Source organism: Gordonia sp. UBA7599, from assembly GCA_002477755.1.
GTDB lineage: Bacteria > Actinomycetota > Actinomycetes > Mycobacteriales > Mycobacteriaceae > Gordonia.
Window position 1 is genome coordinate 1 of record DLKD01000159.1, and the last position, 22,964, is coordinate 22,964.

Below are 22,964 nucleotides of genomic sequence, written 5' to 3' on the forward strand. Positions count from 1 at the left end.
AGCGAGTACGGCGAGAAGCACAGCGTGGCGCGGCTCGTCGGAGCTCCTCCCGGGTACGTCGGATACGAGTCGGGTGGCCAGCTCACCGAGGCCGTCCGCCGCCGGCCCTACTCGGTCGTCCTGTTCGACGAGGTGGAGAAGGCGCACCCGGACGTCTTCGACGTGCTGCTGCAGGTCCTCGACGAAGGTCGTCTGACCGACGGTCAGGGCCGCACGGTGGACTTCCGCAACACCATCCTCATCCTGACGTCGAACCTCGGCGCCGGCGGTGACAAGGAGCAGGTCATGGCCGCGGTCCGCGCCGCGTTCAAGCCGGAGTTCATCAACCGCCTCGACGACGTGCTGATCTTCGACGCACTGAGCCCCGAGGAGTTGGTGACGATCGTCGATATCGCACTGAAGAGCCTGAACAAGCGCTTGGCCGCGCGGCGACTGACGCTCGACGTCACGCCCAAGGCCAAGGAATGGCTGGCCGAGCGCGGTTTCGACCCGCTCTACGGCGCTCGCCCGCTGCGTCGCCTGGTGCAGCAGGCCATCGGCGACCAGCTCGCCAAGGCGTTGCTGGCCGGTGACGTCCGCGACGGTGACACCGTCATCGTCGACGTGGCCGGCGACGGCGAGTCGCTGACGGTCTCCGCGGCCGTCGACGCCGAGGTCGTCTAGGCGTTTCCAACACCGCAGGGCGGTTTCCAACACCGATGGGTGTTGGAAACCGCCCTGTTGTGTTGGAGGTTGGCTGCAGATCAGCGCAGGAGACGGAAGGCGATGAGGGCGTAGAGCTTGGCCGCGGCTAGTAGGTCGTCGACGACGACCGACTCGTCGACCTGATGGGCCTGGGTATTGATATCGCCGGGCCCGACGACGATCGACCGGATACCGAGGTCGCGGTGCAGGAAACCCGCGTCGCATGCCGCACTCCACACCTGCGGGACCGGATCGAGGCCCAAGGAGGCCAGGGCCTCGCAGACTCCGACCGTGAGCGGGTCGTCGAGCGCGGTCGCGAAGGCCGGGGTCTCGGAGTCGACGGTGACTGTGACGCTCGCTTGACCGGGCAGGTCCAGCTCGTCGATCCGGCCACGCAGATCGTCGGCAACCGCGGCGATGTCCTCGTCGGGGAGTAGGCGGCGGTCGACTCCGAGCCGGCAGTCGGCGGCCACGACGTTAATGCCCTGCCCGCCGACGATGGTGCCGACGTTCCACGTCGCCGGGCCGAGCTCGGGATGTGGGCGCTGCACGAGGCGCTGCCCGTCGTCGGCGATGACCGACAGGACCTGACCCGCGACGGCGATCGCGCTGCACCCGTCCTGGGGGCGCCCGGAGTGGGCGGCCTTGCCGGTGATCGCGATGTCGATATTGGCGGTGCCGCGCCCGGCGTGCACGGCACGCAACCCGGTTGGTTCGGCGACGATGCATCCGACGACGTCGGCGTCAGCACCACGTGCGGCGACGTACTCCCGTGCGCCCAGGCCGCCGGCCTCCTCGTCGGCGGTGCACACGAATTCGACGCGGCCGGCCAACTCGGTGTCGGCCAATGCGCCCATCGCGGCGACGATCGCGGCCAGGCCGCCCTTCATGTCGGTGGCGCCGCGTCCGACCAATCGGTCGCCGACGATGCGGGCGGCGAACGGGTCCCCCGACCAGCCGGTCCCCGCAGGCACGACGTCGGAATGGCCCAGGAACAACAGCGTGGGGCCGTCGGAGCCGCCGGGCAGCGTCGCGACGAGGTTGGGGCGTCCGGGGGCGGCCTCGACAACCTCCACCGACAGGCCCGCGCGATGACAGGCCTCGGCGAGAACGGCGACCGTCGAGGCCTCGTCCCCACCCGGATTCTCGCTGGGCTCGGCGATCAACGCGGTCGTCAGATCGACGATCTGCGGCAGCGAGAGCCGCGCCAGGAGCGCCTCCTCGCCGTCGGTCAACGGCACGGTCACGACTGCCCTATCGCCGGCTTGGTGAGCAGAAGGCAGAGTCGCATGCTCACCGATAGTAAGGTGGCAGTCGATGAGCAGCATCGTTTACTTCCTTATCTCCGCGGTCGCCCTCGCCGGTGCCGGCGTCCTTTTGTGGCTCGACCACCAGCGATCCACCGTCGCACGCGCCGGTCGCGAGGTGTGGGGCGACGCGAAGGGCTTCCACTACCGCGCCTCCGACAGCAAACTGCGCCGCGTGTTCCGCCGCGCGACGATGGACGTCCCCGACCACGTCGACGTCCGTGACGTCGCGTTCGGCGACTACGACGGCGCCGAGGCAGTCGTGTTCGACCTCACCGAGACGGCGACGGTCATCGCGGTGCGCCGCAAGGCCGCATCACAGGTGATCATCGACCTGCGGCACGAGGACGTTCTGGCACCGGCCGAAACCGACGTCGAACTCCTCGGCGCGATGGGTCCGCGCGTGGTGTTCTCCAACAACCTCGACGTCGCGCGGCGCGTGTGCGACCGACGCATGATCGCGCTGGCCAATGCGGCCCCGCCGTTCATCGAGGTGCTGTGGACGGAGGGGAAGTGGGCGCTGGGCTCGATGCCGCTGACCAACGACCCGGCCCGCCTGGATGCTGCGCTTGACGTCGTGCGGCGCTTCGCCGACCTGCTGCGTGTGCTGCCTCCGTCGGTGGACCCGCAGGATGCGCCCGACCCGCGCGACCCGCACGGACCGCACATCGCCGAGCTCGCCGACGAGAAGACCGAGAACATGCGCGACAAGCGCCGTCGCGAGGCCGACCGTGTGCTCGCGGAGGAGCCGACGACGGTCAACCCACTGCCGCCGCTGGGTACCAATCCTGCTGACTACGACCCGTTCAACACCGATGCGCCGGCCCCGCCGGCCCGTGGGGCCTACCCCGGTCGTCCGCCGGCACCGCAGCAGCAGGGACAACCCGCGTCGCCACCCGCCGAGCGCCAGCGCGCCTGGCAGCGTCCGCCCGCACCGCATTCGCCGCTCTACCCCGGCGACGACGAGCGGTGAGCGAGCAGCGCGAGCGGCTGGCCGCCCTCGTCCGCGAACTCGCGGTCGTGCATGGACGGGTCACGCTGTCGTCGGGCAAAGAGGCCGACTACTACGTCGACCTGCGCCGCGCGACCCTGCATCACGAGGCCGGGCCGCTCATCGGAAGCCTCATGCGTGAGTTGACTGCGGACTTGGATTTCGCCTCCGTCGGCGGCCTGACCTTGGGGGCCGACCCCGTCGCGACGTCGATCATGCACGCCCCGGGCCGCCCGATCGACGCGTTCGTGGTGCGCAAGGCCGCCAAGACCCACGGCATGCAGCGCCGCATCGAGGGCCCCGACATCGCCGGACGCCGCGTGCTCGTCGTCGAAGACACGTCGACGACGGGAGCGTCGCCGAGCGAGGCCGTCAACGCCGCACGCGAGGCCGGTGCGACGGTGGTGGGCGTCGCGACCGTCGTCGACCGGGCCACCGGGGCCGATGAGGTCATCGGCGCGCTCGGCGTGCCCTACCGGTCGTTGCTGGGCCTGACCGACCTCGGCCTCGCCTGAGCCGCCCCGACGAGTCGATGCCGTCCGTGTCGGGGGGTTCGCAGCCCGGCGAGTCTGAGCCGACGGTGAGCCCCAGCGCCACCGATCAACCCGCGGATCCGGGTCCGACGGAGTGGCAGGCCGGTCCGGCCGTCGGCGTCGGGCCGTGGCCGACGGCCGATCTCCCCGACGATTCGCGCTACGACCCGGAACTGCTCGCCGACGGCGACACCCGCAACGTCGTTGACGCGTACCGCTATTGGCGCCGCGAGGCGATCGTCGCCGACATCGACGAACGCCGCCACCCGTTCCACGTCGCAATCGAGAACTTCGCGCATGACGCGAACATCGGCACTGTCGTGCGCACGGCGAACGCCTTTGCCGCAGCGGCAGTGCATATCGTCGGGCGCCGTCGCTGGAACCGTCGGGGCGCGATGGTCACCGACCGCTACCAGCATCTACAGCACCACGACACCGTCGCGGACCTGATCGCCTGGGCGCGGGAGGAGGGGCTGGCCGTCGTCGCCGTCGACAACACCCCCGGGGCGCAGCGCATCGAGCGGGCGGAGCTGCCGCGCGAGTGCGTCCTGCTCTTTGGCCAGGAGGGACCGGGGGTCAGCGACGACGCTCAGTCCGGCGCCGATCTCACCGTGTCGATCGCCCAGTTCGGCTCTACCCGCTCAATCAACGCCGGGGTGGCCGCGGGGATCGCGATGCACACCTGGATCGTGCAGCACGCCGACCTCGACGACGCGTGGTGAGGCCGTTGCGACGAGGCGCCGACCGACCCGGTAAGTGCGTTCGGTGAGCGCGCGCTAAGAGGTCGCGCCGCGCTCCATCAGCATGGCGCCCATCAGCCCCGTCTCCTTGCTCTGAGTGCTGACCATCGATCGGGCGAGGCGGCTGGTGAGCCCTTCGGGCACCTGGGCCACGAGGTCCTCGGCCATCGCGATCCCGCCGTAGTGGTGGCGCTGCATCAGCTGCAGGAACCGCGTCCCCGCCTGTTCGGGCGGCATCGAGCCCAGTGCGGCGAGCTCGTCCTCGGTGGCCATGCCCGGCATCGGTGCGCCACCACCGCCGCCGTGTCCATGCCCCTCGGAGCCGTAGCGGGTCATCCAGCTCATCGGTGTCGGGTTCCCGATGGGCCGGTCGGCCATCTGTAGCCAGCCGGTCATCGTGCCGACCTCGTTCGCCTGCTCGACGCGGATCTGGCGGGCCAGTGTGAGCACGCGAGGATCCACGCCCGGCCGGTCGACGAGCTGCGCCATCGCCAGGGCCTGCTGGTGGTGGGCGGACATGTCCTGCAGGAAGCCTTCCTCGACGGCGCTCAGTGAATTGTTCGACGACCCCTCGACGCCGACGATCCACGGGCGCACCACCATTCCGACGGCGAACGCCACGACGGCGACGACCAGCAGCGACGCGGCAAGAACCGCGCGCCCGCTCCTCGTCGACGAAACGGTCCCGCCACGAGTTCCCGACGCCGAGGGCGTCGGACTCATGAACCGACCGTGGAGAGCTGATTGGCCGGCGGCGTGTACACGTCGTTGGTGAGTTCGAGGACCTGGAAGCCGTTGTCCGAGCAGGCCACGTACAGCTTGTTACCGCGCCACTCCGGCGGCGAGAAGCACCAGTCCGTCGAGATGTCGCCACCGAGGACCCGTCCGCTGCGCGGGCTCAACGCCTGGCGCGGATCGAACACCCCCTGCTGCAGCGACTGCAGGATCGCCGGCACCGAGAGCATCGGGAAGCCCAGGACCGATGCCAGCGCGTGCGGCGAGTTCCACAGCTCCAGGAAGCGGTTCGTCTTGGCCGGCGGGTTGTAGTACGCGATCTCCTTGACCTTCATCGGGTTACGCACATCGAACACGCGAATCCCCGACGACGTCCAGCCGCAGGCCAGCGCCGTCGGATCGACCTGGCGGTCGGCGGCGCAGTAGTGCGACTCGTAGGCGAACGCGCTGCCGCCCATGCTGGAGGCCAGCGCGCGGTCCTGGTTCTTGGGCAGGTTGATCTCGAGCTTGAGGTTGTTCACGACGCGCGGGTTGCGGCGGTTGGAGACGTCGATGAACTTGACCCCACCCGAGCCGCCCTCCAAGACGGTGAAGAGGAACGGCTTTCCGCTGTAGGTGACGGGGATGCTGTGCTGGGTGGCCCAGCCGTTGGTCCAGTTCACCCCGCCCAGGTAGCGGATCTGCGGGTTCGGCCGTCGCAGCTGGACGTCGCGCACATCCCAGACCGACAATCCGCCCAGGTTGTGCGAGAGGTACAGCGTGAAGCCGTCGGGGCTCACACCGATGCCGTGCGATTCCAACGCGGTGAGCGCCTGGGCAATGACTCGGGGCCGGTGCGGATTGCTCAGGTCGACGGCCGAGAGCAGGCCGGGCCCGGTGCTGGAGGTCCAGTACGTGCGGCCGTCGGGGGAGAACCCGCCCTCGTGCGACGTGATGGGCAGCGGTGCGTTGAGCGATCCCGGCCCGCCGTCGTTGAGCAGGCGCGGCTGGGCGCAGTTCTTCACGTCATACACCGAGAGGAGACCGGCGCCGAACAGCAACGGAACGCCGGTGCCGACGAGGAGTTTGGTGTTGCGGTTGGTCTTGAGGCTCTCCCAGGTGCCCGCCTGCAGCGCGGGGGCGCGCAGTACGGCCGTGCGGCGCGGCTGTGCGGGGTCGCTGGCGTCGATCACCGACACGCCGGTGTCCGGGCCGACCATCGCGCCGGGGAAGAGACTGCCCATGTATGCGCAGTTCTCGAAGCTGGTCGAGGTGATGCCGCCGCCGTGGCCGCGGTAGCCACCCTTCAGGACGACGTTGCAGCGGAAGCCGCGGGTGCTGCGCCCGGAGTCGCGATCGGTCGCAGAGACGTCGCCCTGCATGCCCGTTTCCGGCAGCGACCCGGGTCCGCAGTCGGCCTTCGACACGGGCAGCGGCGCAGCGTCGGCCGCAGTCGGCGCGATAGCGGTGAGGGCGGCTGCGACCGCGGCGGTCAGGACGACTGGAGCGGTAAGGCGACGATGAGCGCGCAGGCGGCGCGAAATCGGCACAGCGATGGACACGGATCGGTGTGATGGCACCACGAATCTCCCCAGGCAGGTGAATCAGATCACGGAACGATAACCGGTACTGACGATCTCAGTCAAGCGACTGAGACGCCTGTACCAGTTAGTCCGCGGGCCCCAGGAGTAGGCCCGCCAGGGCCTCGACCACCTCGTCGACGAACGGCCGCCACGACGTGGTGTCCGGCGGGTCGCCCGCGTTGCGCGACCGCTCGAACTCGGCGACCGTCGAGATCAGGACGTTCTGGGCCATGAGGGTCCGCACGTGCAGGGCCTCTGACGGCAGCGGCGGCAACGACGAGAACAGCCCGTTCACGATCCCCTGCACAGACGGGGTCGCGGTGGTTTCGCGGAACAGGAGGCCGGTCGTGCCGGGCATGGCCGCCATTTGCACACAGAAGACGCCGAAGTACGTCGGCTCTGGTGAAGTACCGAGGTACTCCAGCGAGGGCTGGACGACGCAGCGCAACCACCCGCGCGTCCCGTCGTCTGGGTCGATCGCCGCGAGCATCCGCGCCCGGATCTGCTCGATCGGCTCGTTCCGCGCGTGCAGGAGCGCTGTCAGCAGCCCCTCGCGAGAGCCGAAGTGGTAGCCGATCGCGTAGTTATTGCCCTGACCTGCCGCCTCGCAGATCTGCCGGTTGGACACCGCTGCGACGCCGTGCTCGGCGAAGAGCCGTTCGGCGGTGTTGAGGAGGAGTTCGCGCGTCGGGGACGGCTGTCCGCCGGGCTGCACAGCGCTGCTAGGCCGCCGGGTCGTCGAGTGCTGCGTTGCCGGCAACGCGGCGACGGCGGTACCACTCGATGAACATCGGCAGGATCGACAGGAGCACGATCAGGATGAAGATCGGCTCGATGAGCTTCTGGACGATCTCGAATTGACCGAGCCAGTAGCCGAGCAAGGTGATTCCGGCTCCCCACACGATGGCGCCGAGGACGTTGTAGGCGGTGAACTTCGAGAAGCTCATCTTGGCCGACCCGGCGACGATGGGTGCGAGCGTGCGGACGATCGGCACGAAGCGCGCCAAGAAGATGGTGATCGGGCCGTTCTTCTCGAAGAACTCGTGCGCCTCGTCGAGGTAGCGCTGCTTGAGGAACCGGGCGTCGGGCTTGAACATCTCGACGCCGATGAACCGGCCGATCCAGTAGCCGACCTGGCCGCCAAGGATGGCGGCGATCGGGATCGTGATGATGAGCAACCAGATGTTGAAGTTCGCGTCGGCGACCTGCTGGGCGTGCTCGGCGGAGGCGCTGCCCGCGGCGATCAGGCCGGCGACGAAGAGCAGCGAGTCACCCGGCAGCACGGGGAACAGCACACCCGACTCGATGAAGATGACCAGCAGCAGTCCGACGAACGCCCACGTGCCGAACCAACCGATCAGGTTGAACGGGTCCAAGATGCCCGGCAGTGCCACGGCATCGGTGGTGGTCTGCACCAACGACAAGTAGTTCACGGGCCCCAAGGCTACCGGCGCGGGGCTGAGAGGGGGCTGAAGGGGCGGAAACGCAGGTGACGCGCGCAGCGGCGGGACGGCTTGCCATACTGAGGGGGTACTTGACGCTCGCCGCGTGCGAGTCCGCCCCGAGCACCCGTTGGAGGACGTTCCCATGCCCATCGCCACGCCGCAGACTTACGCCGAGATGCTGAAGAGGGCCAAGGAGGGCGGGTACGCCTTCCCGGCCATCAACTGCACGTCCTCGGAGACGATCAACGCCGCCATCAAGGGCTTCGCCGACGCCAAGTCCGACGGCATCATCCAGTTCTCGACGGGCGGCGCCGAGTTCGGTTCCGGGCTGGGTGTGAAGGACATGGTGACCGGCGCCGTCGCGCTGGCCGAGTTCGCGCACGTCATCGCCGAGCACTACGACGTCACCGTCGCCCTGCACACCGACCACTGCCCGAAGGACAAGCTCGACACCTACGTCCGGCCGCTGATCGCCATCTCGAAGGAGCGCGTCGACGCCGGCGGCAACCCGTTGTTCCAGTCGCACATGTGGGACGGCTCGGCCATCCCGATCGACGAGAACCTGGCGATCGCCCAGGAGCTGCTCGCCGCTGCGTCGGCCGCCAACATCATCCTCGAGGTCGAGATCGGTGTGGTCGGTGGCGAGGAGGATGGCGTCGCCAACGAGATCAACGAGCAGCTCTACACGACCCCCGAAGACGCCCTCGCGACGGTTGAGGCGCTCGGGCTGGGCGAGAACGGCCGGTACATGGCCGCCTTGACCTTCGGCAATGTCCACGGCGTCTACAAGCCGGGCAATGTCAAGCTGCGCCCCGAGATCCTCAAGCAGTGCCAGGACGCCGTCGTCGCAGCCAAGGGTCTGGCCGCCGGCAGCAAGCCGCTGGACCTGGTCTTCCACGGCGGCTCCGGCTCGCTCCCGCAGGAGATCTCGGACGCGGTCGACTTCGGCGTCATCAAGATGAACGTCGACACCGACACCCAGTACGCGTTCACCCGTCCGGTTGCGGGCCACATGTTCAGCAACTACGACGGTGTGCTGAAGATCGACGGCGAGGTCGGCGACAAGAAGACCTACGATCCGCGCAGCTACCTCAAGAAGGCAGAGGCCTCCATGAGCGAGCGCGTCGTCGAGGCGTGCAACGACCTCAAGTCCGCGGGCAAGTCCATCAGCGCTTCCTGAGCCGACAACACCTGCATTACGGCCGACGCTGGTTACCACTATGTGGTCACCAGCGTCGGCCGTACTGCATGGCCATTTCCTGCGTTGTTAACAGTTCTCCGTTATCCACAGGTTGAGTGCGGTAACGGGCTTCGGCGAGGGGTTCGTCCCGCCTCGGGAGCAACACTGTGGGGCATGACGTCTGCGCAGATGGTTGCTCCCAGATCCACCGCGTTGCAGGCTCTGCTCGAGTTCCAAAGCGGGGTGATCACGCGTCAACAGGTCTTCGACTGCGGCCTGGACTCTGCGTTTGTGCGCTCAATGCTGCGCCGAGGGCGATGGGTGCGCGTCAGCCCCGGCGTGTACATCACCCACACCGGCCCGAGGGCATGGCGGCAACGCGCGTGGATCGCGGTTCTGAGTGTCGAACGGGGTGCACTCAGCCATCAATCGGCGATCTGTGCGGCGAACGCGGATGCTCCGCGTGGCGGGCCGATCCACCTCGTCGTCGGACGGAAGTGTCGCGCGCCCCGGTTTCCCGGTGTCGTGGTGCACCGCTGTGCGGATCTCGAGGAGCGCGTCCATTGGAATGCCGCACCGCCGCGCGTCCGCATCGAGCACGCGGTGCTGGACGTGGCCGCGGAGGCGTCACGGGAGGTCGACAAGATTGCGCACCTGGCCGACGCCGTCCAGGCACGGTTGACCACCGCTGACCGCTTGCTGGCGGCGTTGGCCGTCCGGGGTCGCTACCCGCGTCGACGGTTCACTCAGGCAGTGCTCTCCGACATTGCGCAGGGCACCTGCTCGGCACTGGAGCACGGCTACCTCACGAAGATCGAGCGCCAACACGGTCTGCCAGGGCCGCGACGACAATCGCCGACGACGGTGGGCCGGCATGGCTACCGCGACGTCGAGTACGACGAGTGGGGATTGCTCGTCGAACTCGACGGACTGCTCCACATCACTGCGCGCGCCCGCGACAACGACCTCGAGCGCGATCTCGACGCCGCGGTCGGAGAAGATCGGCGCTCGATCCGGCTCGGGTGGGGTCAGGTCTACGAGCGCCCGTGCAGCACGGCCGGCAAGGTTGCGACGATGCTCGGCCGACTTGGGTGGCCGGGCGCCTTCACCCGCTGCCCGCGTTGCCAACCCGAAAGGTGATCAGACACTTACGGCCGACGCTCGTGACCACATAGTGGTAACCAGCGTCGGCCGTAGTGCAGGTGCTTGGGTGCTAGCCCTTGGGTGAGCAGACCTTCCAGGTGCCGTCGACCTTCTGCAGGTTGATCGACGTCGGGAGGATCGTGTTGGGCTGCTCGGTACGGAACGCGTTGACCTCGACGACGGCCTGCTTGCCGTCGACGACCTTGGCCGCACGGACACCGCTGATGTTCACCAGCTCGTTGCGGGCCTTCTGGGACGCGAAGAGATTCGCGTAGTCGGCGTCGCTGATCTTGGTGTAGAACTCGTGCTGATCGCCGCAGGTGATCTGGCGCAACGTGGCAAGGTCGCCGTTGTTCATCGCGGTCACATAGGTGACGGCCGCCTCGGCGGCCTTGTCGGCGGGCGCGGGCTTGCGCAGCAACCAGGCGCCACCACCGATGAGTGCGGCCACCACGACGGCTGCGACGGCGATCAGCAGCGGCTTGCGACTGCGCTTGGTCTTCGTCGGGATGGTCTGCGGGATCGTGGTCGGCGCAGCCTTCTCGGCCGTCTTCTCGTCGGCCTTCCCGGCGGCAACCTTCGTGCTGTCGACCTTCTCGGTCTTGGCGTCGGCCTTCTTCTCGTCGGCCTTCTTCTCGTCGGCCTTCGAGTCGGCGTCCTCGCCCTTTTCGGCCTTGGCCTCGTCGGCGTCGCCCTCGGCCGTCTCGTCCTCGGACTTGTCGGCGTCGTCCTTCGCTGCCGCGATCTTGGCGCGGTCGAGCTTCGTCGTCGCCGCGTCGGCCTGCGCCTTGGGCTTGATCTTGTCGGTCTTGGCCTCGGACTTCTCCTCGGCTTCCGCGATCTCTGCGTCAGCCTTTGCCTGGGCCTGAGATACCTCGTCGTCGAGGGCGTCGGCCTTGGCGCCCTCGGCGTCGGCCACCTCCTCGTCGGCTTCCGCTTCCGCCTCGTCGACCTTCGCCTCATCGGCTTCTGCCTCGGCGCGCGCCTCGTCGGCGTCAGCCGCATCGCCCTCGTCAGCCTTGTCCGCCGCCTCTTCCTCGGCGTCGTCGGCCTTGTCCTGCAGCTTGACGATCTCGGGCCGGCGCTTCACGGCCGACTCCTGCTCGTCGTCGGGATCCTCGTCGACGTGCTTGCTCACGGAGGCGCCCTCGTCCTCGGCGGCCTGCGCCTCGTCCGGTGCAGCCTCGTCCGATTCAACTTCGTCCGACTCAGTCTCGTCCGACTTCTGCTCCGCAGAGAGCTTGGCGGCGACCGCGCCGGCGGCTGCGGCAGCGGCACTCAAGCCGACAGCGGCCTCGGCGGCGATGGCCGAATCCGCCTCGACGGCCTCGGTGTCGGCGGCGTCTGCGGCGATCTTCTCCAGGTCGGTGGTGTCCTCCGACTCAGCGGCGGTCTCCTCGTCGGCGAGCTGCTCGGCCGCGGCCTCGTCTGCGTCACCCTCGGCAGCCGAGTCCTCGGCGTCCTCGCCAGCGTCCGCGGCATCGGTTTCGTCGGCGGTCTCGGCGTCGGTAGCGGCTTCTGCATCGGCGGCGGTGTCAGCCGCGTCGACGGTGTCGTCGTCGGCCTGGCCGTCCTGGGCGAGTGCGTCGACGTCGTCGAGGTCGGGCAGGTCCGCCGCCTCGGGCAGCTGGTCGCGGCTGATGACGCGTGTTGCCGAGTCGATTCCGCCGCCTCCGCGTGGTCGCGGAGCGTCGGCGGCTGCCGAATCGTCGCTGTTGCTACCCGTGGTCGGGGTTTCGTCTGCCTGCGCCATCGGGCACGCCCTGCCTTCGTCGATACATCACTGCGGGTGCCAGACTAGCGAAAACCGACTCGCCGGACACATTCGGCATGGTGCCGACGAGAGGGTTGTCACACCGCTTCGAGATGGTTGAATTGGGTGGTGACTTCCTTCGGAGACCTGCTCGGCCCCCCGCCCACGCTACTCACCGGCGACGACGATGCCGAGTCGGAGTTGCTCAACGGCGTCCCGCCGGCCACGGTTGCCGCGGGCTCCCCGACGGCCTCGATCGCCTGGGCGTACCTGGCCGAAGCCGAGTTGGAAAGCGTGACCGAGGCGGAAACCGAGGTCCTGGCGCAGGCCGGCGACTTCCCTCCGGCGGTCGTCGCCGCCTACGCCTATGCGCGTACCGGGTACCACCGCGGCCTCGACCAGCTGCGTCGCCACGGGTGGAAGGGCTACGGCCCGGTGCCCTGGGAGCATCAGCAGAACCAAGGGTTCCTCCGATGTGTCGGCGCCCTGGCTCGAGCGGCCCAGATCATCGGTGAAGAGGACGAGTACCTGCGGTGTCTCGACTTGCTCAACGACTGTGACCCGCGCGCCGCCGAGCACCTGGGCGTCTCGCCCTCCTGACGCGGGCCCAACTCACGCTAGAGCAGCTCGCGGCTGACCAGTTCGGTGGTTGTCAGAACCGCGATCGCTGCGACGGCGAGCAGTGCGACTAGCACGAAAAGCTGCATGATGGCCGCTGCCGTCGTCGACGCCCCGCCGAGCACCATGCCGACGAACGACCCCGGGATGGTGACAAGGCCGACCGAGCGCGTTTGATCGATGCCCGGGATGAGCGCGGTCGCCGCGGCCGGGCGCACCACCTCCAGCCGTGCATCGCGCGTGAGGAACCCCAGCGACAATGCAGCCTCCACCTCACCGTGGCGCGAACGCAGTTCGTCGTGTGCATGCCGCGCTGCCAGTGAGGTCGCGATCATCGCGTTGCCCAGCATGATCCCCGCCGTCGGGATAATCGCGATCCCCTTTGCCGGGACGACGCCTAGCAATGCGACAGCCAGCGTCACGACGGCGGTCGGGGCCGCGACGGGCAGCAGGCACAGCAGCGCGGTTTGCAGCGGTGGCCGGGACCGCCCGGTGATACGAGTCGCCGACGTCCACGCCGCCACGACGGACATGAAGAGCAGGAACAGCACCGACGCCCACAGATGCTTGATCACCACCGCCAGGATCGCGGCGAAGGCGGCGAGTTGGACTACCGCTCGGATGACGGCGATGGCGGTCTCGCGACCGTGCCCGCTGGAAGCGACGACATTGACGGCGACGGCGATACCGGCAAGGACGACGATCACGATGACCAGAGCGGGCCCGATCCGGATGAGCGCGTCGCCGAGGTCCACGCGCCCATTCTGTCAGCCGGACCGCTGGTCGTCGCTATCATCGGCAACGGTGAAGGACCGCACACCAAGGGCAGGGAGACTCCCCGCCGCGATGTCCCACCCCGTGCAGGCGGCGGGGGACCGGTGGATGCGCGCCCGCGAGCCGGGCAGTCGGTTCCTGCGACGCCTGCCGTCACCGGTGCGCAGCCGCGTGAGCCGGCTGATGAACTCGGCCTTCCCGATCTTTCAATGCGCATTGGCCGCTGGGTTGTCGTGGTGGATCGCGACCCAGATCTTCAGCCATATTGAGCCGTTCTTCGCGCCGATCGCCGCGATCATCTCCTTGGGCCTGTCGCTCAGCAAGCGTTGGCGACGGTCGATCGAGCTCGTCGGCGGGGTCACGATCGGCGTGCTCATCGGCGATCTTCTGACGCACTCCGTCGGCATGGGCGCCTGGCAGATTGCCGCGGCGGTCCTGGTGGCGATGACCATCGCGGTCTTCCTCGACAACGGTCCGATCATCCCGATGCAAGCCGCATCGTCGGCGGTGCTCGTCGTCGCCGTGCCCGCGATCGGGTCCGGGGTCACCCGCGCGGGTGACGCACTCATCGGGGGTGTCGTCGGCATCCTCGTCGCTGCGCTGCTGCCCACGAATCCGGCCCACCGCGCGCGGTTGGATGCCGCGCGGGTCCTGGCGGCACTTCGGGACAGCTCTGAGAAGATGGCCGCGGCGCTGAGCGCCGGCGACGAGGATCAGCTCGGCGCGGTCTTTGCCGACCTGAGCGGTCTGCGCGGTGCCTTGGAGACGATGCGCGCCGACATGCGCGGCGGCCGCGAGGTGAGCGTCATCTCGCCGCTGTACTGGAGCTCCCGGCCGCGGATGGAGCGGATCGCCGACACCGGTGAGCCGATCAGTTCCGCGGTCCGCAACATGATGGTCCTGGCGCGCCGCGTCAACGGGATGGTCTCGCGCGGCGAGCGGGTGCCCGACGCCGTCATCGATCTGATCGCGCAGCTGGGAGTCGGCTACGAGTCGCTGCGCGCCTACATGCTCGCCCCGCCCGACGGGCAGCCCGACGCGGCCGACGCTGCGCGGGTTCTGCGCGGCATCGTGCGCCATGCGAATCCGAAAGTGGTTGCCGACGGTGATCTGTCGACTGTCTCGACGCTGGCCCAGATCCGTTCGCAGCTCATGGACATGTTGATGATCGCCGGGCTGTCGCGGACCTCGGCGATGGCGCAAATGCGTCCGCGGAACTGAGCCCGCGGAACTGAGTGCCCGCGGACCTGAGCGATGGCCAGCGTGCGTCCGTGGACCTGGACAGTCTGGACTTCTCGGCGCGGCGAGCGCGTGTCGCAACGCGAAGGTTGCTCATATGCGGTCTGACGCATAGTTTGGGCGACATGGGGCACTCGCACGATCACGCGCACGTCGGCCCGTCGACCGGTCAACGGCGACTGTGGCCGATGGTTGCGTCCGTCGTTCTGATCGCGGGCTTCTTCGTCGTCGAGCTGGTCGTCGGCATCATCTCGAATTCATTGGCGCTCATCGCCGACGCCGGTCACATGGCCACGGACGTGGTGGCTCTGCTGATGGGCATGACCGCGCTGCTGATGGCCCGCCACGGCTCGACGACCGCCCGGCGCTCCTTCGGCTGGCACCGCGCCGAGGTCTTCAGCGCGATCGTCAACGCGGTACTGCTGATCGCCGTCGGCGCCTATGTGCTCTACGAGGCCGTCGAGCGCATCGGCAAGGACCCGCACGTGCCGGGCCTCACGCTGATCGTCGTCGCACTAATCGGCCTTGCCGTCAACGTAGTCGCGATGCTGTTGCTGCGCGCTGACGCGAAGGAGTCGATCGCGGTCCGCGGGGCCTACCTCGAGGTCCTTGCCGACGCGGTCGGCAGCGTCGGCGTCCTCGTCGCCGGCATTTTCGCGCTCATCACCGGATCGGGTTACGCCGACATCGTCGTCGCAGTCCTCATCGCACTGTGGGTGGTGCCGCGCGCGGTCCGGTTGGCGGCCGACGCGCTGCGCATCCTCAACCAGCAGGCGCCCAAGCACGTCGACGTGGAGGGCGTTGCGGCGCAGTTGGCGCAAATCCCCGGCGTGCGCGACGTCCACGACCTCCATATCTGGACCCTGACCACCGGCATGGATGTTGCGACGGTCCACATCGCCAGTGCCGCCGCCGACGGTGAGTCGGTCCTCGCGCAGGCGCAGCAGATCCTCACCGCGCACGGACTCGAGCACGCCACGGTGCAGGTGGAAGGCGACCAGGGCTGCGGCGACTCCGAGCTCAGTTGGTAGCACTTATTCGGTCGATCTTTACCTCGACGACGTAAAGATCGACCGAGTTGACGCAGCTAGTCCATGACCAAGCGCCACGGAATGTGGTGGGGGTAGAACGTCGAGCGCGGAACAGCACGGGGGGTGAGGATGCCCTCGCGTTCGACGAACACCGCCGGGCCTCCGGTCTGCACGGCGCGGCCGCTGGTCCAGCGCCTCGACAGCCCTCGTCGCGCCACGCGCCCACGCAACCCGGGGAGTGTGCCCAGCGGCTCGATCTCCACCGCCGCGACAGTCCCGTCGAACAGCCGCGTGTCGTCCAGGTACGACTCGCCCTGCAGCGGTCCGCCGTCGGCGCCGATGTGGCGCGCTCGCCCGACGAGGACGGACGCGGCGTCGTCGCGGATCAGCGGGAGCTCCCGGGCGCTACCGGTCTCAGCGAGGCGTCGCGCGGCCGCGCCGACGGGCAACCGGTGGATCCGCGTCGCGCGGGTGGGTGCAGGCGCCACAAACGCGACGTCGACGTCGAGCCGCTCGCGCACCATCAACCGGGCCAGCACCGCGGCGAAGAAGGCATCGGGTTCCTCACACTGAGCGTCGACGATGAGCCGGTCCACACCTTCGTCGCCCAGTGCCTCGTCGACGATGGGCATGACGGCGCCGCGCAGCGACAACAGGTCCCACGCCGCTGTTTCCGGCGGAGGCACAACGACGGCAGTCACGCGCAATAGCGTAGTAGCCGGACAAACCAAGTAGGGTTAGCCCGGATTGTCTGGCGAACAAGGAGTCTGACGGATGCCTGCGATCGTGCTGATCGGCGCCCAATGGGGCGACGAGGGCAAGGGTAAAGCCACCGACCTGCTGGGCGGAAAGCTCTCCTGGGTGGTGCGCTACCAGGGCGGAAACAACGCCGGGCACACGGTGGTCCTGCCCAACGGCGAGAGCTTCGCCCTCCACCTCATCCCGTCGGGCATCCTGACGCCCGGGGTCAAGAACGTGATCGGCAACGGCGTCGTCGTCGACCCGGCCGTGCTCCTGTCGGAACTGGCCGGCCTCGAAGAGCGGGGCGTCGACACGTCCAACCTGCTCCTGTCTGCGGACGCACACCTGCTGATGCCCTATCACGTGGCGATCGACAAGGTCACCGAGCGCTTCCTGGGCAATGCCAAGATCGGCACCACCGGTCGTGGCATCGGCCCCTGCTACCAGGACAAGATCGCGCGCGTGGGCATTCGCGCCGCCGACGTGCTCGACGAGAAGCTGTTCGGCGAGAAGGTCGAGGCCGCACTGGAGATCAAGAACCAGATCCTCACCAAGATCTACAACCGTAGGGCGCTCGAGCCCGCCGCGGTGACCGACGAGGTGCTGGGCCTGGCCGAGGGCTTCAAGCACCGCATCGCCGATACGCGGCTGCTGCTGAACCAGGCACTCGAGAGCGGCGAGACGATCCTGTTGGAGGGTTCGCAGGGCACGCTGCTCGACGTCGACCACGGCACCTACCCGTACGTGACGTCGTCCAACCCGACCGCCGGCGGCGCCTCCGTCGGGTCGGGCATCGGCCCGGGCCGCATCACGACCGTCCTCGGGATCCTGAAGGCTTACACCACCCGTGTGGGCTCGGGGCCGTTCCCCACCGAGCTGTTCGATGAGCACGGCGAATACCTGGCCAAGACCGGCGGCGAGGTTGGCGTGACCACCGGGCGCGCCCGGCGCTGCGGCTGGTTCGACGCCGTCATCGGTCGTTACGCGACGCGTGTCAACGGGATCACCGACTACTTCCTCACCAAGCTCGACGTGCTGTCGGGGCTCGACGAGGTGCCGATCTGCGTGGCCTACGAGGTCGACGGGAAGCGCTTCGACGAGATGCCGATGACGCAGGCCGACTTCCACCGGGCCGTCCCCGTCTACGAGACGATGCCCGGATGGTGGGAGGACATCTCGACGGCCCGCACCTTCGACGAGCTTCCGCTCAACGCGCAGCGCTACGTGTTGCGCCTGGAAGAACTGTGCGGCGCCTACATCTCGTGCATCGGCGTGGGACCCGGCCGCGACGAAACGATCGTCCGGCGCGACGTCGCTTGACACACTGCTAAAGGGACGGCTGCCGAGGGCGCAGCGGCGAAGCGAAGGAGGAACTCCGGCGATGCCAATGCTCTCGACGGCCCGCGACTACGGGTCGGTGTTCCTCGGCTCGTCGACCGACAGCCAGCTGACCAAGCGGATCCGGACGCAGACGCTGATCACCGGGTCGATCCTCGCGGCCAACATCATCGGCGTGGCGGTGGCCATGGTGCTGGTCACCGTCGGCATCCCCGTTCCTTCGGTCTTCCAGCCGGGCTTGTGGTGGGTCAATTTCATCGTCGTCCCGGCCTACGTGGTGTTCGCGCTGGCCGTCGGCGTCACGGTCGGCACCTTCACGGTCACCCGCGATCTGCGCTGGGCCATTCGCGGCGAACTCCCGACGGCCCACGACGCGGTGGTGAGCCGTCGGGCACCCGGCCGGCTGATGCGGCTGCAGAGCACGCTGTGGATCGGGGCGATGGTGCTGTTCACCCTCCTGTACGCCCGCTACGACGTTCAGTTGATCCCCAAGATCCTCATCGTGCTGGGCTTCAGCGGTGCGGTCGTCGTCGGCATCTCGTCGCTGTTCGTCGAGTTCAGCATGCGTCCGGTGGAAGCTGAACTCATCGCTGCGGGGTACACCGGCGGGCGCCGTCGACGACTGCGCGGCCGCGCGATCTCGGCATGGGCGGTCGGGTCGGGCATCCCCATCGTCGGGATCCTGCTTGTCGCCCTGTTCACCCTGCTGTTCGCCAACATGACCGAAAAGGACATGGCGGTCGGGGTGTTCGTGATCGGCGGGGTCGCGCTCTTCACCGGCCTGCTGCTGACGGTGCTGTCGAACATGAGCGTCGTCGGGCCGGTGCGGTCGGTGCAGGAGGGTATGCGCCGGGTCCGCGCCGGTGACAACGACGTCGATCTCGTCGTCTTCGACGGTTCGGAGTTGGGCGACCTGCAGGTCGGGTTCAACACGATGGTCCACGGGTTACGTGAGCGTGAGCGGATCCAAGACCTGTTCGGCCGCCACGTCGGCCAGGACGTCGCTGCCGCCGCATTGCGCACCGACCCTGAGCTCGGCGGCAGCGAGCAGATCGTCGCGACCATGTTCATCGATGTCATCGGCTCGACCACCCTGGCGATGACCCGCACGCCGACGGAAACGGTGACCATCCTCAACCGCTTCTTCGGCGTGATCGTCGACGCCGTGGAGGCGAATCAGGGACTGGTGAACAAGTTCGAGGGCGACGCGGTCCTCGCGATCTTCGGTGCGCCGTTGCACTTGCCCGACCCGGCCGGCGCAGCATTGGTCACCGCGCGTCAGATCGCCGCGGCGCTACCGGTGGAGGTGCCCGAGCTCGCCGCCGGCATCGGCGTGGGCTACGGGGCGGCGGTGGCCGGCAACGTCGGGGCAATCGAGCGGTTCGAGTTCACCGTCATCGGCGATCCCGTCAATGAGAGCGCCCGACTGTCAGAGCTGGCCAAGCGCGATCCGCGCCGCCCGCTGGCCTCGCAGGTCGCCGTCGCCGCGGCCAATCCGGATGAGGCGGTGCATTGGGAGACGCAAGACGCGGAGGTGTTGCGCGGCCGTTCCGAGGCGACCGTCGTCTGTGCCGCCATCGTGTGAGTACTGACCGCTGAGCGGCCCAGTAGAATGACACGTCATGACTAGTGATTCTCCGGTGGTGCCGTATGTCGTCGGCACACCGCTGACCGATTCGGCGGTTCGAGTCCTGCTGCTCGGTGCCGGTGAGCTGGGCAAAGAGGTGACTATCGCCTTCCAGCGCCTCGGCGTCGAGGTGATCGCCGTCGACCGCTACGCCGACGCTCCCGGACACCAGGTCGCCCACCACGCCGAAGTTGTCGACATGACCGATGCGGCCGCGGTCACCGCGGTCATTGAGAAGTACCGTCCAGACTTCGTTGTGCCGGAGATCGAGGCGATCGCGACCGACGCGCTCGGCGACATCGAGGCCCGCGGCGTCAGTCAGATCGTGCCGTCGGCGTTCGGCGTCACCGCGACGATGGATCGCGAGCGCATCCGCCGCCTCGCCGACGAGGACCTGGGCATTCCGGTCCCGCCGTACTTGTTCGCCGACTCGCTCGAGGAGTTGCGCGGCGCGGCGGAGACCATCGGGTTCCCCTGCGTGGTCAAGCCGATTGTCTCGTCGTCGGGCAAGGGGCAGACGGTGCTGCGCGGTCCGCAGGACGTCTGGGCGGCATGGGAGGCCGCGTCCACCAAGGCGCGCGTCGCGAACACCCGCGTCATCGTCGAAGGTTTCATCGACTTCGACTACGAGGTCACGTTGTTGACCGTGCGGTCGATCGACCCGCGTTCGGGCGGGATCATCACCCAGTTCTGCGCGCCGATCGGCCACCGCCAGCTCGACGGCGACTACGTGGAGAGCTGGCAGCCGCAGCCGATGGAGTCGTATGCGATGGCCTCGGCGACGTCGATCGCGGCCCGGGTCACCGGTGCCCTTGCCGACGGCCAGGAGTTGGGCGGCCGTGGCATCTTCGGCGTCGAGCTGTTCATCAAGGGCGATGACGTCTACTTCTCCGAGGTCAGTCCCCGCCCGCACGACACGGGCCTGGTCACCATGGCCAGCCAGCGGCTCTCGGAGTTCGAGATCCACGCGCGCGCGATCCTGGGCCTGCCAGTCGACGTGACGCTGGCCTCCCCCGGGGCCTCGGCAGTCATCTACGGTCGTCGCGATGACGAGGTGATCGGCTTCGCCAACCTCGCCCAGGCGCTGTCGGTACCGGAGACGAGCCTGCGACTGTTCGGCAAGCCGATGGCAACGCCGCGCCGACGGATGGGCGTCGTCACGGCCACCGCCGACGACGTGGAGAGCGCCCGGCACCGGGCCACCGACGCCGCGTCGCTGATCCGCGTCGTGTCCGTTTCCGCACCGACGGTCGACGAGGAGCAGACGACCGCCGACGGTTCGGCCGACGCGCCGTCCGCCGTCGGTGCGCAGGACTCGGCCGACGAGGCGCGCACGGTGAACCTGCGTCCCGCGGCGTCGTAGTCGTCAATGCCGTTCTGGGGTGAGCTCCTCATCGGGCTGGTCATCGCGATCGGCCTGTTGGGCATCGTCTTCCCGGTGCTCCCGGGCGGGATCATCGTCGGCCTGGCGATCGGCGTGTGGGCGTTCGTCGTCGGCGGCTGGGCATGGGCGTTCCTCGCCGCTGCAGCCGTGGTCATCGCCGCCGCCGAGGTCATCAAGTACTACGTCGCCGGCCGCACCCTGAAATCGGCGGGCGTCCCCAACGTGACGGTCGTCGTCGGCGGCATCGTCGGCATCATCGGGTTCTTCGTCGTGCCGGTTGTCGGGCTGATCCTCGGGTTCATCCTGGGTGCGATGGTCAGCGAGCTTGTGCGCGGGTGGAGCTTCGAGCAGGCCTGGAGGGGCGCGGTGGCTGCGATGAAGGCCGCCGGCGCGAGCATGCTCGTGGAACTGTCGGGCGCACTCATCGCGACGACGATCTGGCTGTTCGGCGCGTTCGTCTTCTGAACTGCGGAGGTCTGCGACTGCCTGGTGGGCGTAGACCTCCGCAATCAGCCGCGCCGCGGCGACCCGTAGCCGACGATGCCGCGCACCTTCGAGAGTCGGTAGCTGTTCACGCTGATGCCGTTGGGCGGCTCGTTGCCGCCCAGGGTCGTCACGCGATCACCGTCGACCGCGATCACCGTGTTGGTGTGCTGCTTGAACCGGTTCGGCGGTTCATAGATCACGACGTCGCCGGGCTTGGGCCGGTAGTCGGGACCGTGGAATCGCCCGACCGACCGGTAGTAGTCGGCCAGCGTCGCGACGCCGGGGATGCGCCAACTGCCGTTGGTCGGGTTGCGCACAGGGGAGCCCGCACGTCGTTGGGTCCAGCTGACGAAGTCGGCGCACCAGGGCTCGCGGATGCCTTCGGTGTAGACCGCGGGTGATTCCGGCGGGTTTTCGTACTGGGAGCGCAGCACGGCGACGATCCGCTGCCGGATCGGCGTGAGACCCGGCTGGGTGGCCGGGAAAGCGCGAGCGGCGTCGTGTTGGCCCAGGTTGATGTCACCGGCAGCCGGTCCACAACCGGTCAGGGTTCCCACCGTCAATGCCGCGGCAACGAGTGTCGTGACCCGCAGGCGGGTGGTGCGAGATCGGTTCATGGCACCCGATGATAGTGCGACCGCCGACCTTGGCGGCTCCTGTGAGGTCCCTGCGGGTGCCCTGATCTGCGTAACCAAGGGCGGGTGGTCGGGCGACATACTCCGTGAGACGCCCGCAACGGGGCTGTCCTAACCCAAGTACCACGACTCTCGTCGTCGGAAACTGCAAGGAGACAAAGAAGTCATGCGGAACTCCTCGATCGGCCTGCGCCGAGCCCTGACCACCGCTGCCGCTGCCACCGTGATGGCGGCCTCCGCAGCGGTTGCCACCGCACCCGCCCACGCCGCTTCGCCGGGTGAACTCGTCATCCGCGGCGGCATCGAATGCCACTTCGGCCAGAAGGGGCAGACCTGGGACAACCTCTGGTACCAGGTCCGCTGGATGACCGTCGTCAACGTCGGCGGGACGACCATGCGCAACGTGAACCTGCAGGAGGTCGGCGGTCCGCGCGTGACCGTTGCCGAGCTCAAGCCCGGCAAGTCGATGTCGAAGTGGAACACCAAGACCCGCCGCTGGCAGCGCCCGATCGAGACGCGCTGGCCCGGCTGCGTCCCGACGTCGATCAGCGGCTACACCTGGGCCGACACCTACGAGGACCTGGGCAACAACTTCGGTTACTGGAGCAGCAACATCGACCGCCCCGCGAACCCGCGGATCCCCGCGCCGCCGGCCGGGTCGATGGGGTCCACCGGGTCCTGATCCCCTAGAACCAGCGAAACGCGGAGGTCCTGAACCAGATAGTGGTTCAGGACCTCCGCGTTCGTGTCTGCTTAGGGCTTGCGGACCTTGTCCGGCTCGGAAGCTGCGAGCATCTCGTCGCGCTCGACGACCTTGATGCGCTCGCGGCCCTCCGCGGCGCCGAGGCTGCGCTCGTGCTCGTCGAGGCGGTACCAGCCGTCCCACGTCGTGAACGGGATCGCGCGCTCCTCGAGCAGGGCGATGATTGAGTCTTCCGAGACATCCGTCGGTGCGCCGAGAGCGTCGTTGTGCATGTCCTCGACGATGCAATCGACCGTCTCGTTGGCGTCGCCCTTG

The 22,964-nt window shown here is 68.4% G+C and carries 23 protein-coding genes and 1 pseudogene; 14 read left to right on the forward strand and 10 right to left on the reverse strand.

What is annotated here, in order from left to right; genetic code table 11:
- A partial coding sequence (locus tag B4L26_RS18020) for an AAA family ATPase (RefSeq protein WP_290721137.1) occupies nt 1-663 on the forward strand: 663 nt, incomplete at its 5' end.
- Nucleotides 664-743: 80 nt separating this feature from the next.
- On the opposite strand, the gene B4L26_RS18025 is transcribed toward B4L26_RS18020, so the two are convergent.
- Nucleotides 744-1,931, reverse strand: a complete 1,188-nt coding sequence (locus tag B4L26_RS18025; protein ID WP_290721140.1) for a M20 family metallopeptidase — start codon at nt 1,929-1,931, stop codon at nt 744-746.
- Nucleotides 1,932-2,001: 70 nt separating this feature from the next.
- On the opposite strand from B4L26_RS18025, the gene B4L26_RS18030 reads away from it, so the two are divergent.
- From B4L26_RS18030 to B4L26_RS18040, 3 genes are read left to right on the forward strand one after another with little or no spacing between them, the layout of a single operon-like run.
- Entirely contained in the window at nt 2,002-2,964 is a 963-nt protein-coding gene (locus B4L26_RS18030; RefSeq protein ID WP_290721142.1) for a hypothetical protein, read from the forward strand.
- Complete coding sequence (pyrE, locus tag B4L26_RS18035; protein ID WP_290721143.1) at nt 2,961-3,497, forward strand: orotate phosphoribosyltransferase; 537 nt, start codon at nt 2,961-2,963, stop codon at nt 3,495-3,497. Before B4L26_RS18030 ends, pyrE begins: the two co-directional genes overlap by 4 nt.
- 17 nt (nt 3,498-3,514) lie before the next feature.
- A complete protein-coding gene (locus tag B4L26_RS18040) occupies nt 3,515-4,237 on the forward strand; it encodes a TrmH family RNA methyltransferase (RefSeq protein ID WP_299491687.1) in 723 nt (240 codons plus the stop codon).
- Between the two features lie 54 nt (nt 4,238-4,291).
- On the opposite strand, the gene B4L26_RS18045 is transcribed toward B4L26_RS18040, so the two are convergent.
- The 4 genes from B4L26_RS18045 to B4L26_RS18060 all read right to left on the reverse strand — a co-directional run bounded on the left by B4L26_RS18045 (nt 4,292) and on the right by B4L26_RS18060 (nt 7,994).
- Nucleotides 4,292-4,978, reverse strand: coding sequence for a DUF305 domain-containing protein (locus B4L26_RS18045; RefSeq protein ID WP_290721145.1), 687 nt, complete (start codon nt 4,976-4,978; stop codon nt 4,292-4,294).
- Nucleotides 4,975-6,525, reverse strand: a complete 1,551-nt coding sequence (locus tag B4L26_RS18050; protein WP_409563522.1) for a hypothetical protein — start codon at nt 6,523-6,525, stop codon at nt 4,975-4,977. Before B4L26_RS18050 ends, B4L26_RS18045 begins: the two co-directional genes overlap by 4 nt.
- A gap of 112 nt (nt 6,526-6,637) precedes the next feature.
- Complete coding sequence (locus B4L26_RS18055) at nt 6,638-7,267, reverse strand: TetR/AcrR family transcriptional regulator (protein ID WP_290721146.1); 630 nt, start codon at nt 7,265-7,267, stop codon at nt 6,638-6,640.
- A gap of 7 nt (nt 7,268-7,274) precedes the next feature.
- Nucleotides 7,275-7,994 (reverse strand): VTT domain-containing protein, encoded by a 720-nt coding sequence (locus B4L26_RS18060; protein WP_409563398.1) that lies wholly within the window; start codon nt 7,992-7,994, stop codon nt 7,275-7,277.
- Nucleotides 7,995-8,139: 145 nt separating this feature from the next.
- Here B4L26_RS18060 and fbaA point away from each other — a divergent pair, with 145 nt between their 5' ends.
- Complete coding sequence (fbaA, locus tag B4L26_RS18065; RefSeq protein WP_290721180.1) at nt 8,140-9,177, forward strand: class II fructose-bisphosphate aldolase; 1,038 nt, start codon at nt 8,140-8,142, stop codon at nt 9,175-9,177.
- Between the two features lie 174 nt (nt 9,178-9,351).
- Entirely contained in the window at nt 9,352-10,317 is a 966-nt protein-coding gene (locus B4L26_RS18070; RefSeq protein WP_290721150.1) for a type IV toxin-antitoxin system AbiEi family antitoxin domain-containing protein, read from the forward strand.
- Nucleotides 10,318-10,390: 73 nt separating this feature from the next.
- Here the strand turns inward: B4L26_RS18070 and B4L26_RS18075 are convergent, their stop codons facing one another.
- Nucleotides 10,391-12,073, reverse strand: coding sequence for a hypothetical protein (locus B4L26_RS18075; protein WP_290721153.1), 1,683 nt, complete (start codon nt 12,071-12,073; stop codon nt 10,391-10,393).
- 129 nt (nt 12,074-12,202) lie between these two features.
- Between B4L26_RS18075 and B4L26_RS18080 the strand changes: the two genes are divergently transcribed.
- The gene (locus tag B4L26_RS18080) at nt 12,203-12,673 is read left to right on the forward strand and encodes a DUF3151 domain-containing protein (protein WP_290721155.1); all 471 of its coding nucleotides are present in this window, start codon (nt 12,203-12,205) and stop codon (nt 12,671-12,673) included.
- 17 nt (nt 12,674-12,690) lie between these two features.
- Here the strand turns inward: B4L26_RS18080 and B4L26_RS18085 are convergent, their stop codons facing one another.
- Complete coding sequence (locus B4L26_RS18085; protein WP_290721158.1) at nt 12,691-13,446, reverse strand: ABC transporter permease; 756 nt, start codon at nt 13,444-13,446, stop codon at nt 12,691-12,693.
- 127 nt (nt 13,447-13,573) lie between these two features.
- Here B4L26_RS18085 and B4L26_RS18090 point away from each other — a divergent pair, with 127 nt between their 5' ends.
- Together B4L26_RS18090 and B4L26_RS18095 are read left to right on the forward strand one after the other, a co-directional pair.
- Complete coding sequence (locus B4L26_RS18090) at nt 13,574-14,686, forward strand: FUSC family protein (protein WP_290721182.1); 1,113 nt, start codon at nt 13,574-13,576, stop codon at nt 14,684-14,686.
- Nucleotides 14,687-14,829: 143 nt separating this feature from the next.
- Nucleotides 14,830-15,735 carry a cation diffusion facilitator family transporter gene (locus B4L26_RS18095; RefSeq protein ID WP_290721160.1) on the forward strand — a complete coding sequence of 302 codons (906 nt, stop codon included), beginning with the start codon at nt 14,830-14,832 and terminating at the stop codon, nt 15,733-15,735.
- Between the two features lie 56 nt (nt 15,736-15,791).
- Here B4L26_RS18095 and B4L26_RS18100 read toward each other — a convergent pair whose 3' ends face one another.
- Nucleotides 15,792-16,367 (reverse strand): hypothetical protein, encoded by a 576-nt coding sequence (locus B4L26_RS18100; protein ID WP_409563523.1) that lies wholly within the window; start codon nt 16,365-16,367, stop codon nt 15,792-15,794.
- A 142-nt stretch (nt 16,368-16,509) separates the two neighbouring features.
- Here B4L26_RS18100 and B4L26_RS18105 point away from each other — a divergent pair, with 142 nt between their 5' ends.
- The 4 genes from B4L26_RS18105 (at nt 16,510) to B4L26_RS18120 (ending at nt 21,290) form a co-directional block, all read left to right on the forward strand.
- On the forward strand, nt 16,510-17,796 hold the full coding sequence (locus B4L26_RS18105; protein WP_290721163.1) for an adenylosuccinate synthase: 1,287 nt from the start codon (nt 16,510-16,512) through the stop codon (nt 17,794-17,796).
- Between the two features lie 61 nt (nt 17,797-17,857).
- The gene (locus B4L26_RS18110) at nt 17,858-19,399 is read left to right on the forward strand and encodes an adenylate/guanylate cyclase domain-containing protein (RefSeq protein ID WP_290721166.1); all 1,542 of its coding nucleotides are present in this window, start codon (nt 17,858-17,860) and stop codon (nt 19,397-19,399) included.
- Between the two features lie 37 nt (nt 19,400-19,436).
- Nucleotides 19,437-20,804: a formate-dependent phosphoribosylglycinamide formyltransferase gene (purT, locus tag B4L26_RS18115; RefSeq protein ID WP_290721169.1), complete on the forward strand. Its 1,368-nt coding sequence runs from the start codon at nt 19,437-19,439 to the stop codon at nt 20,802-20,804.
- A 6-nt stretch (nt 20,805-20,810) separates the two neighbouring features.
- Nucleotides 20,811-21,290, forward strand: coding sequence for a DUF456 domain-containing protein (locus tag B4L26_RS18120; RefSeq protein ID WP_290721171.1), 480 nt, complete (start codon nt 20,811-20,813; stop codon nt 21,288-21,290).
- Between the two features lie 44 nt (nt 21,291-21,334).
- On the opposite strand, the gene B4L26_RS18125 is transcribed toward B4L26_RS18120, so the two are convergent.
- Nucleotides 21,335-21,928: a CHAP domain-containing protein gene (locus B4L26_RS18125; protein ID WP_290721172.1), complete on the reverse strand. Its 594-nt coding sequence runs from the start codon at nt 21,926-21,928 to the stop codon at nt 21,335-21,337.
- A gap of 184 nt (nt 21,929-22,112) precedes the next feature.
- On the opposite strand from B4L26_RS18125, the gene B4L26_RS18130 reads away from it, so the two are divergent.
- Nucleotides 22,113-22,628, forward strand: coding sequence for a hypothetical protein (locus tag B4L26_RS18130; protein WP_290721173.1), 516 nt, complete (start codon nt 22,113-22,115; stop codon nt 22,626-22,628).
- A 71-nt stretch (nt 22,629-22,699) separates the two neighbouring features.
- Here B4L26_RS18130 and B4L26_RS18135 read toward each other — a convergent pair.
- Nucleotides 22,700-22,964, reverse strand: a pseudogene (locus tag B4L26_RS18135) (pyridine nucleotide-disulfide oxidoreductase); the annotation flags it as partial.

What these genes read in the sequence shown, in the direction of transcription:
- B4L26_RS18105 (WP_290721163.1), top strand. Translation starts at nt 16,510, where the DNA reads ATGCCTGCGATCGTGCTGATCGGCGCCCAATGGGGCGACGAGGGCAAG.
- B4L26_RS18040 (WP_299491687.1), top strand. Translation starts at nt 3,515, where the DNA reads ATGCCGTCCGTGTCGGGGGGTTCGCAGCCCGGCGAGTCTGAGCCGACG.
- B4L26_RS18095 (WP_290721160.1), top strand. Translation starts at nt 14,830, where the DNA reads ATGGGGCACTCGCACGATCACGCGCACGTCGGCCCGTCGACCGGTCAA.
- B4L26_RS18045 (WP_290721145.1), bottom strand. Translation starts at nt 4,978, where the DNA reads ATGAGTCCGACGCCCTCGGCGTCGGGAACTCGTGGCGGGACCGTTTCG.
- B4L26_RS18110 (WP_290721166.1), top strand. Translation starts at nt 17,858, where the DNA reads ATGCCAATGCTCTCGACGGCCCGCGACTACGGGTCGGTGTTCCTCGGC.
- B4L26_RS18030 (WP_290721142.1), top strand. Translation starts at nt 2,002, where the DNA reads ATGAGCAGCATCGTTTACTTCCTTATCTCCGCGGTCGCCCTCGCCGGT.
- B4L26_RS18125 (WP_290721172.1), bottom strand. Translation starts at nt 21,928, where the DNA reads ATGAACCGATCTCGCACCACCCGCCTGCGGGTCACGACACTCGTTGCC.
- B4L26_RS18120 (WP_290721171.1), top strand. Translation starts at nt 20,811, where the DNA reads ATGCCGTTCTGGGGTGAGCTCCTCATCGGGCTGGTCATCGCGATCGGC.
- purT (WP_290721169.1), top strand. Translation starts at nt 19,437, where the DNA reads ATGACTAGTGATTCTCCGGTGGTGCCGTATGTCGTCGGCACACCGCTG.
- fbaA (WP_290721180.1), top strand. Translation starts at nt 8,140, where the DNA reads ATGCCCATCGCCACGCCGCAGACTTACGCCGAGATGCTGAAGAGGGCC.
- B4L26_RS18130 (WP_290721173.1), top strand. Translation starts at nt 22,113, where the DNA reads ATGCGGAACTCCTCGATCGGCCTGCGCCGAGCCCTGACCACCGCTGCC.
- B4L26_RS18100 (WP_409563523.1), bottom strand. Translation starts at nt 16,367, where the DNA reads ATGCCCATCGTCGACGAGGCACTGGGCGACGAAGGTGTGGACCGGCTC.
- B4L26_RS18075 (WP_290721153.1), bottom strand. Translation starts at nt 12,073, where the DNA reads ATGGCGCAGGCAGACGAAACCCCGACCACGGGTAGCAACAGCGACGAT.
- B4L26_RS18070 (WP_290721150.1), top strand. Translation starts at nt 9,352, where the DNA reads ATGACGTCTGCGCAGATGGTTGCTCCCAGATCCACCGCGTTGCAGGCT.
- B4L26_RS18090 (WP_290721182.1), top strand. Translation starts at nt 13,574, where the DNA reads ATGCGCGCCCGCGAGCCGGGCAGTCGGTTCCTGCGACGCCTGCCGTCA.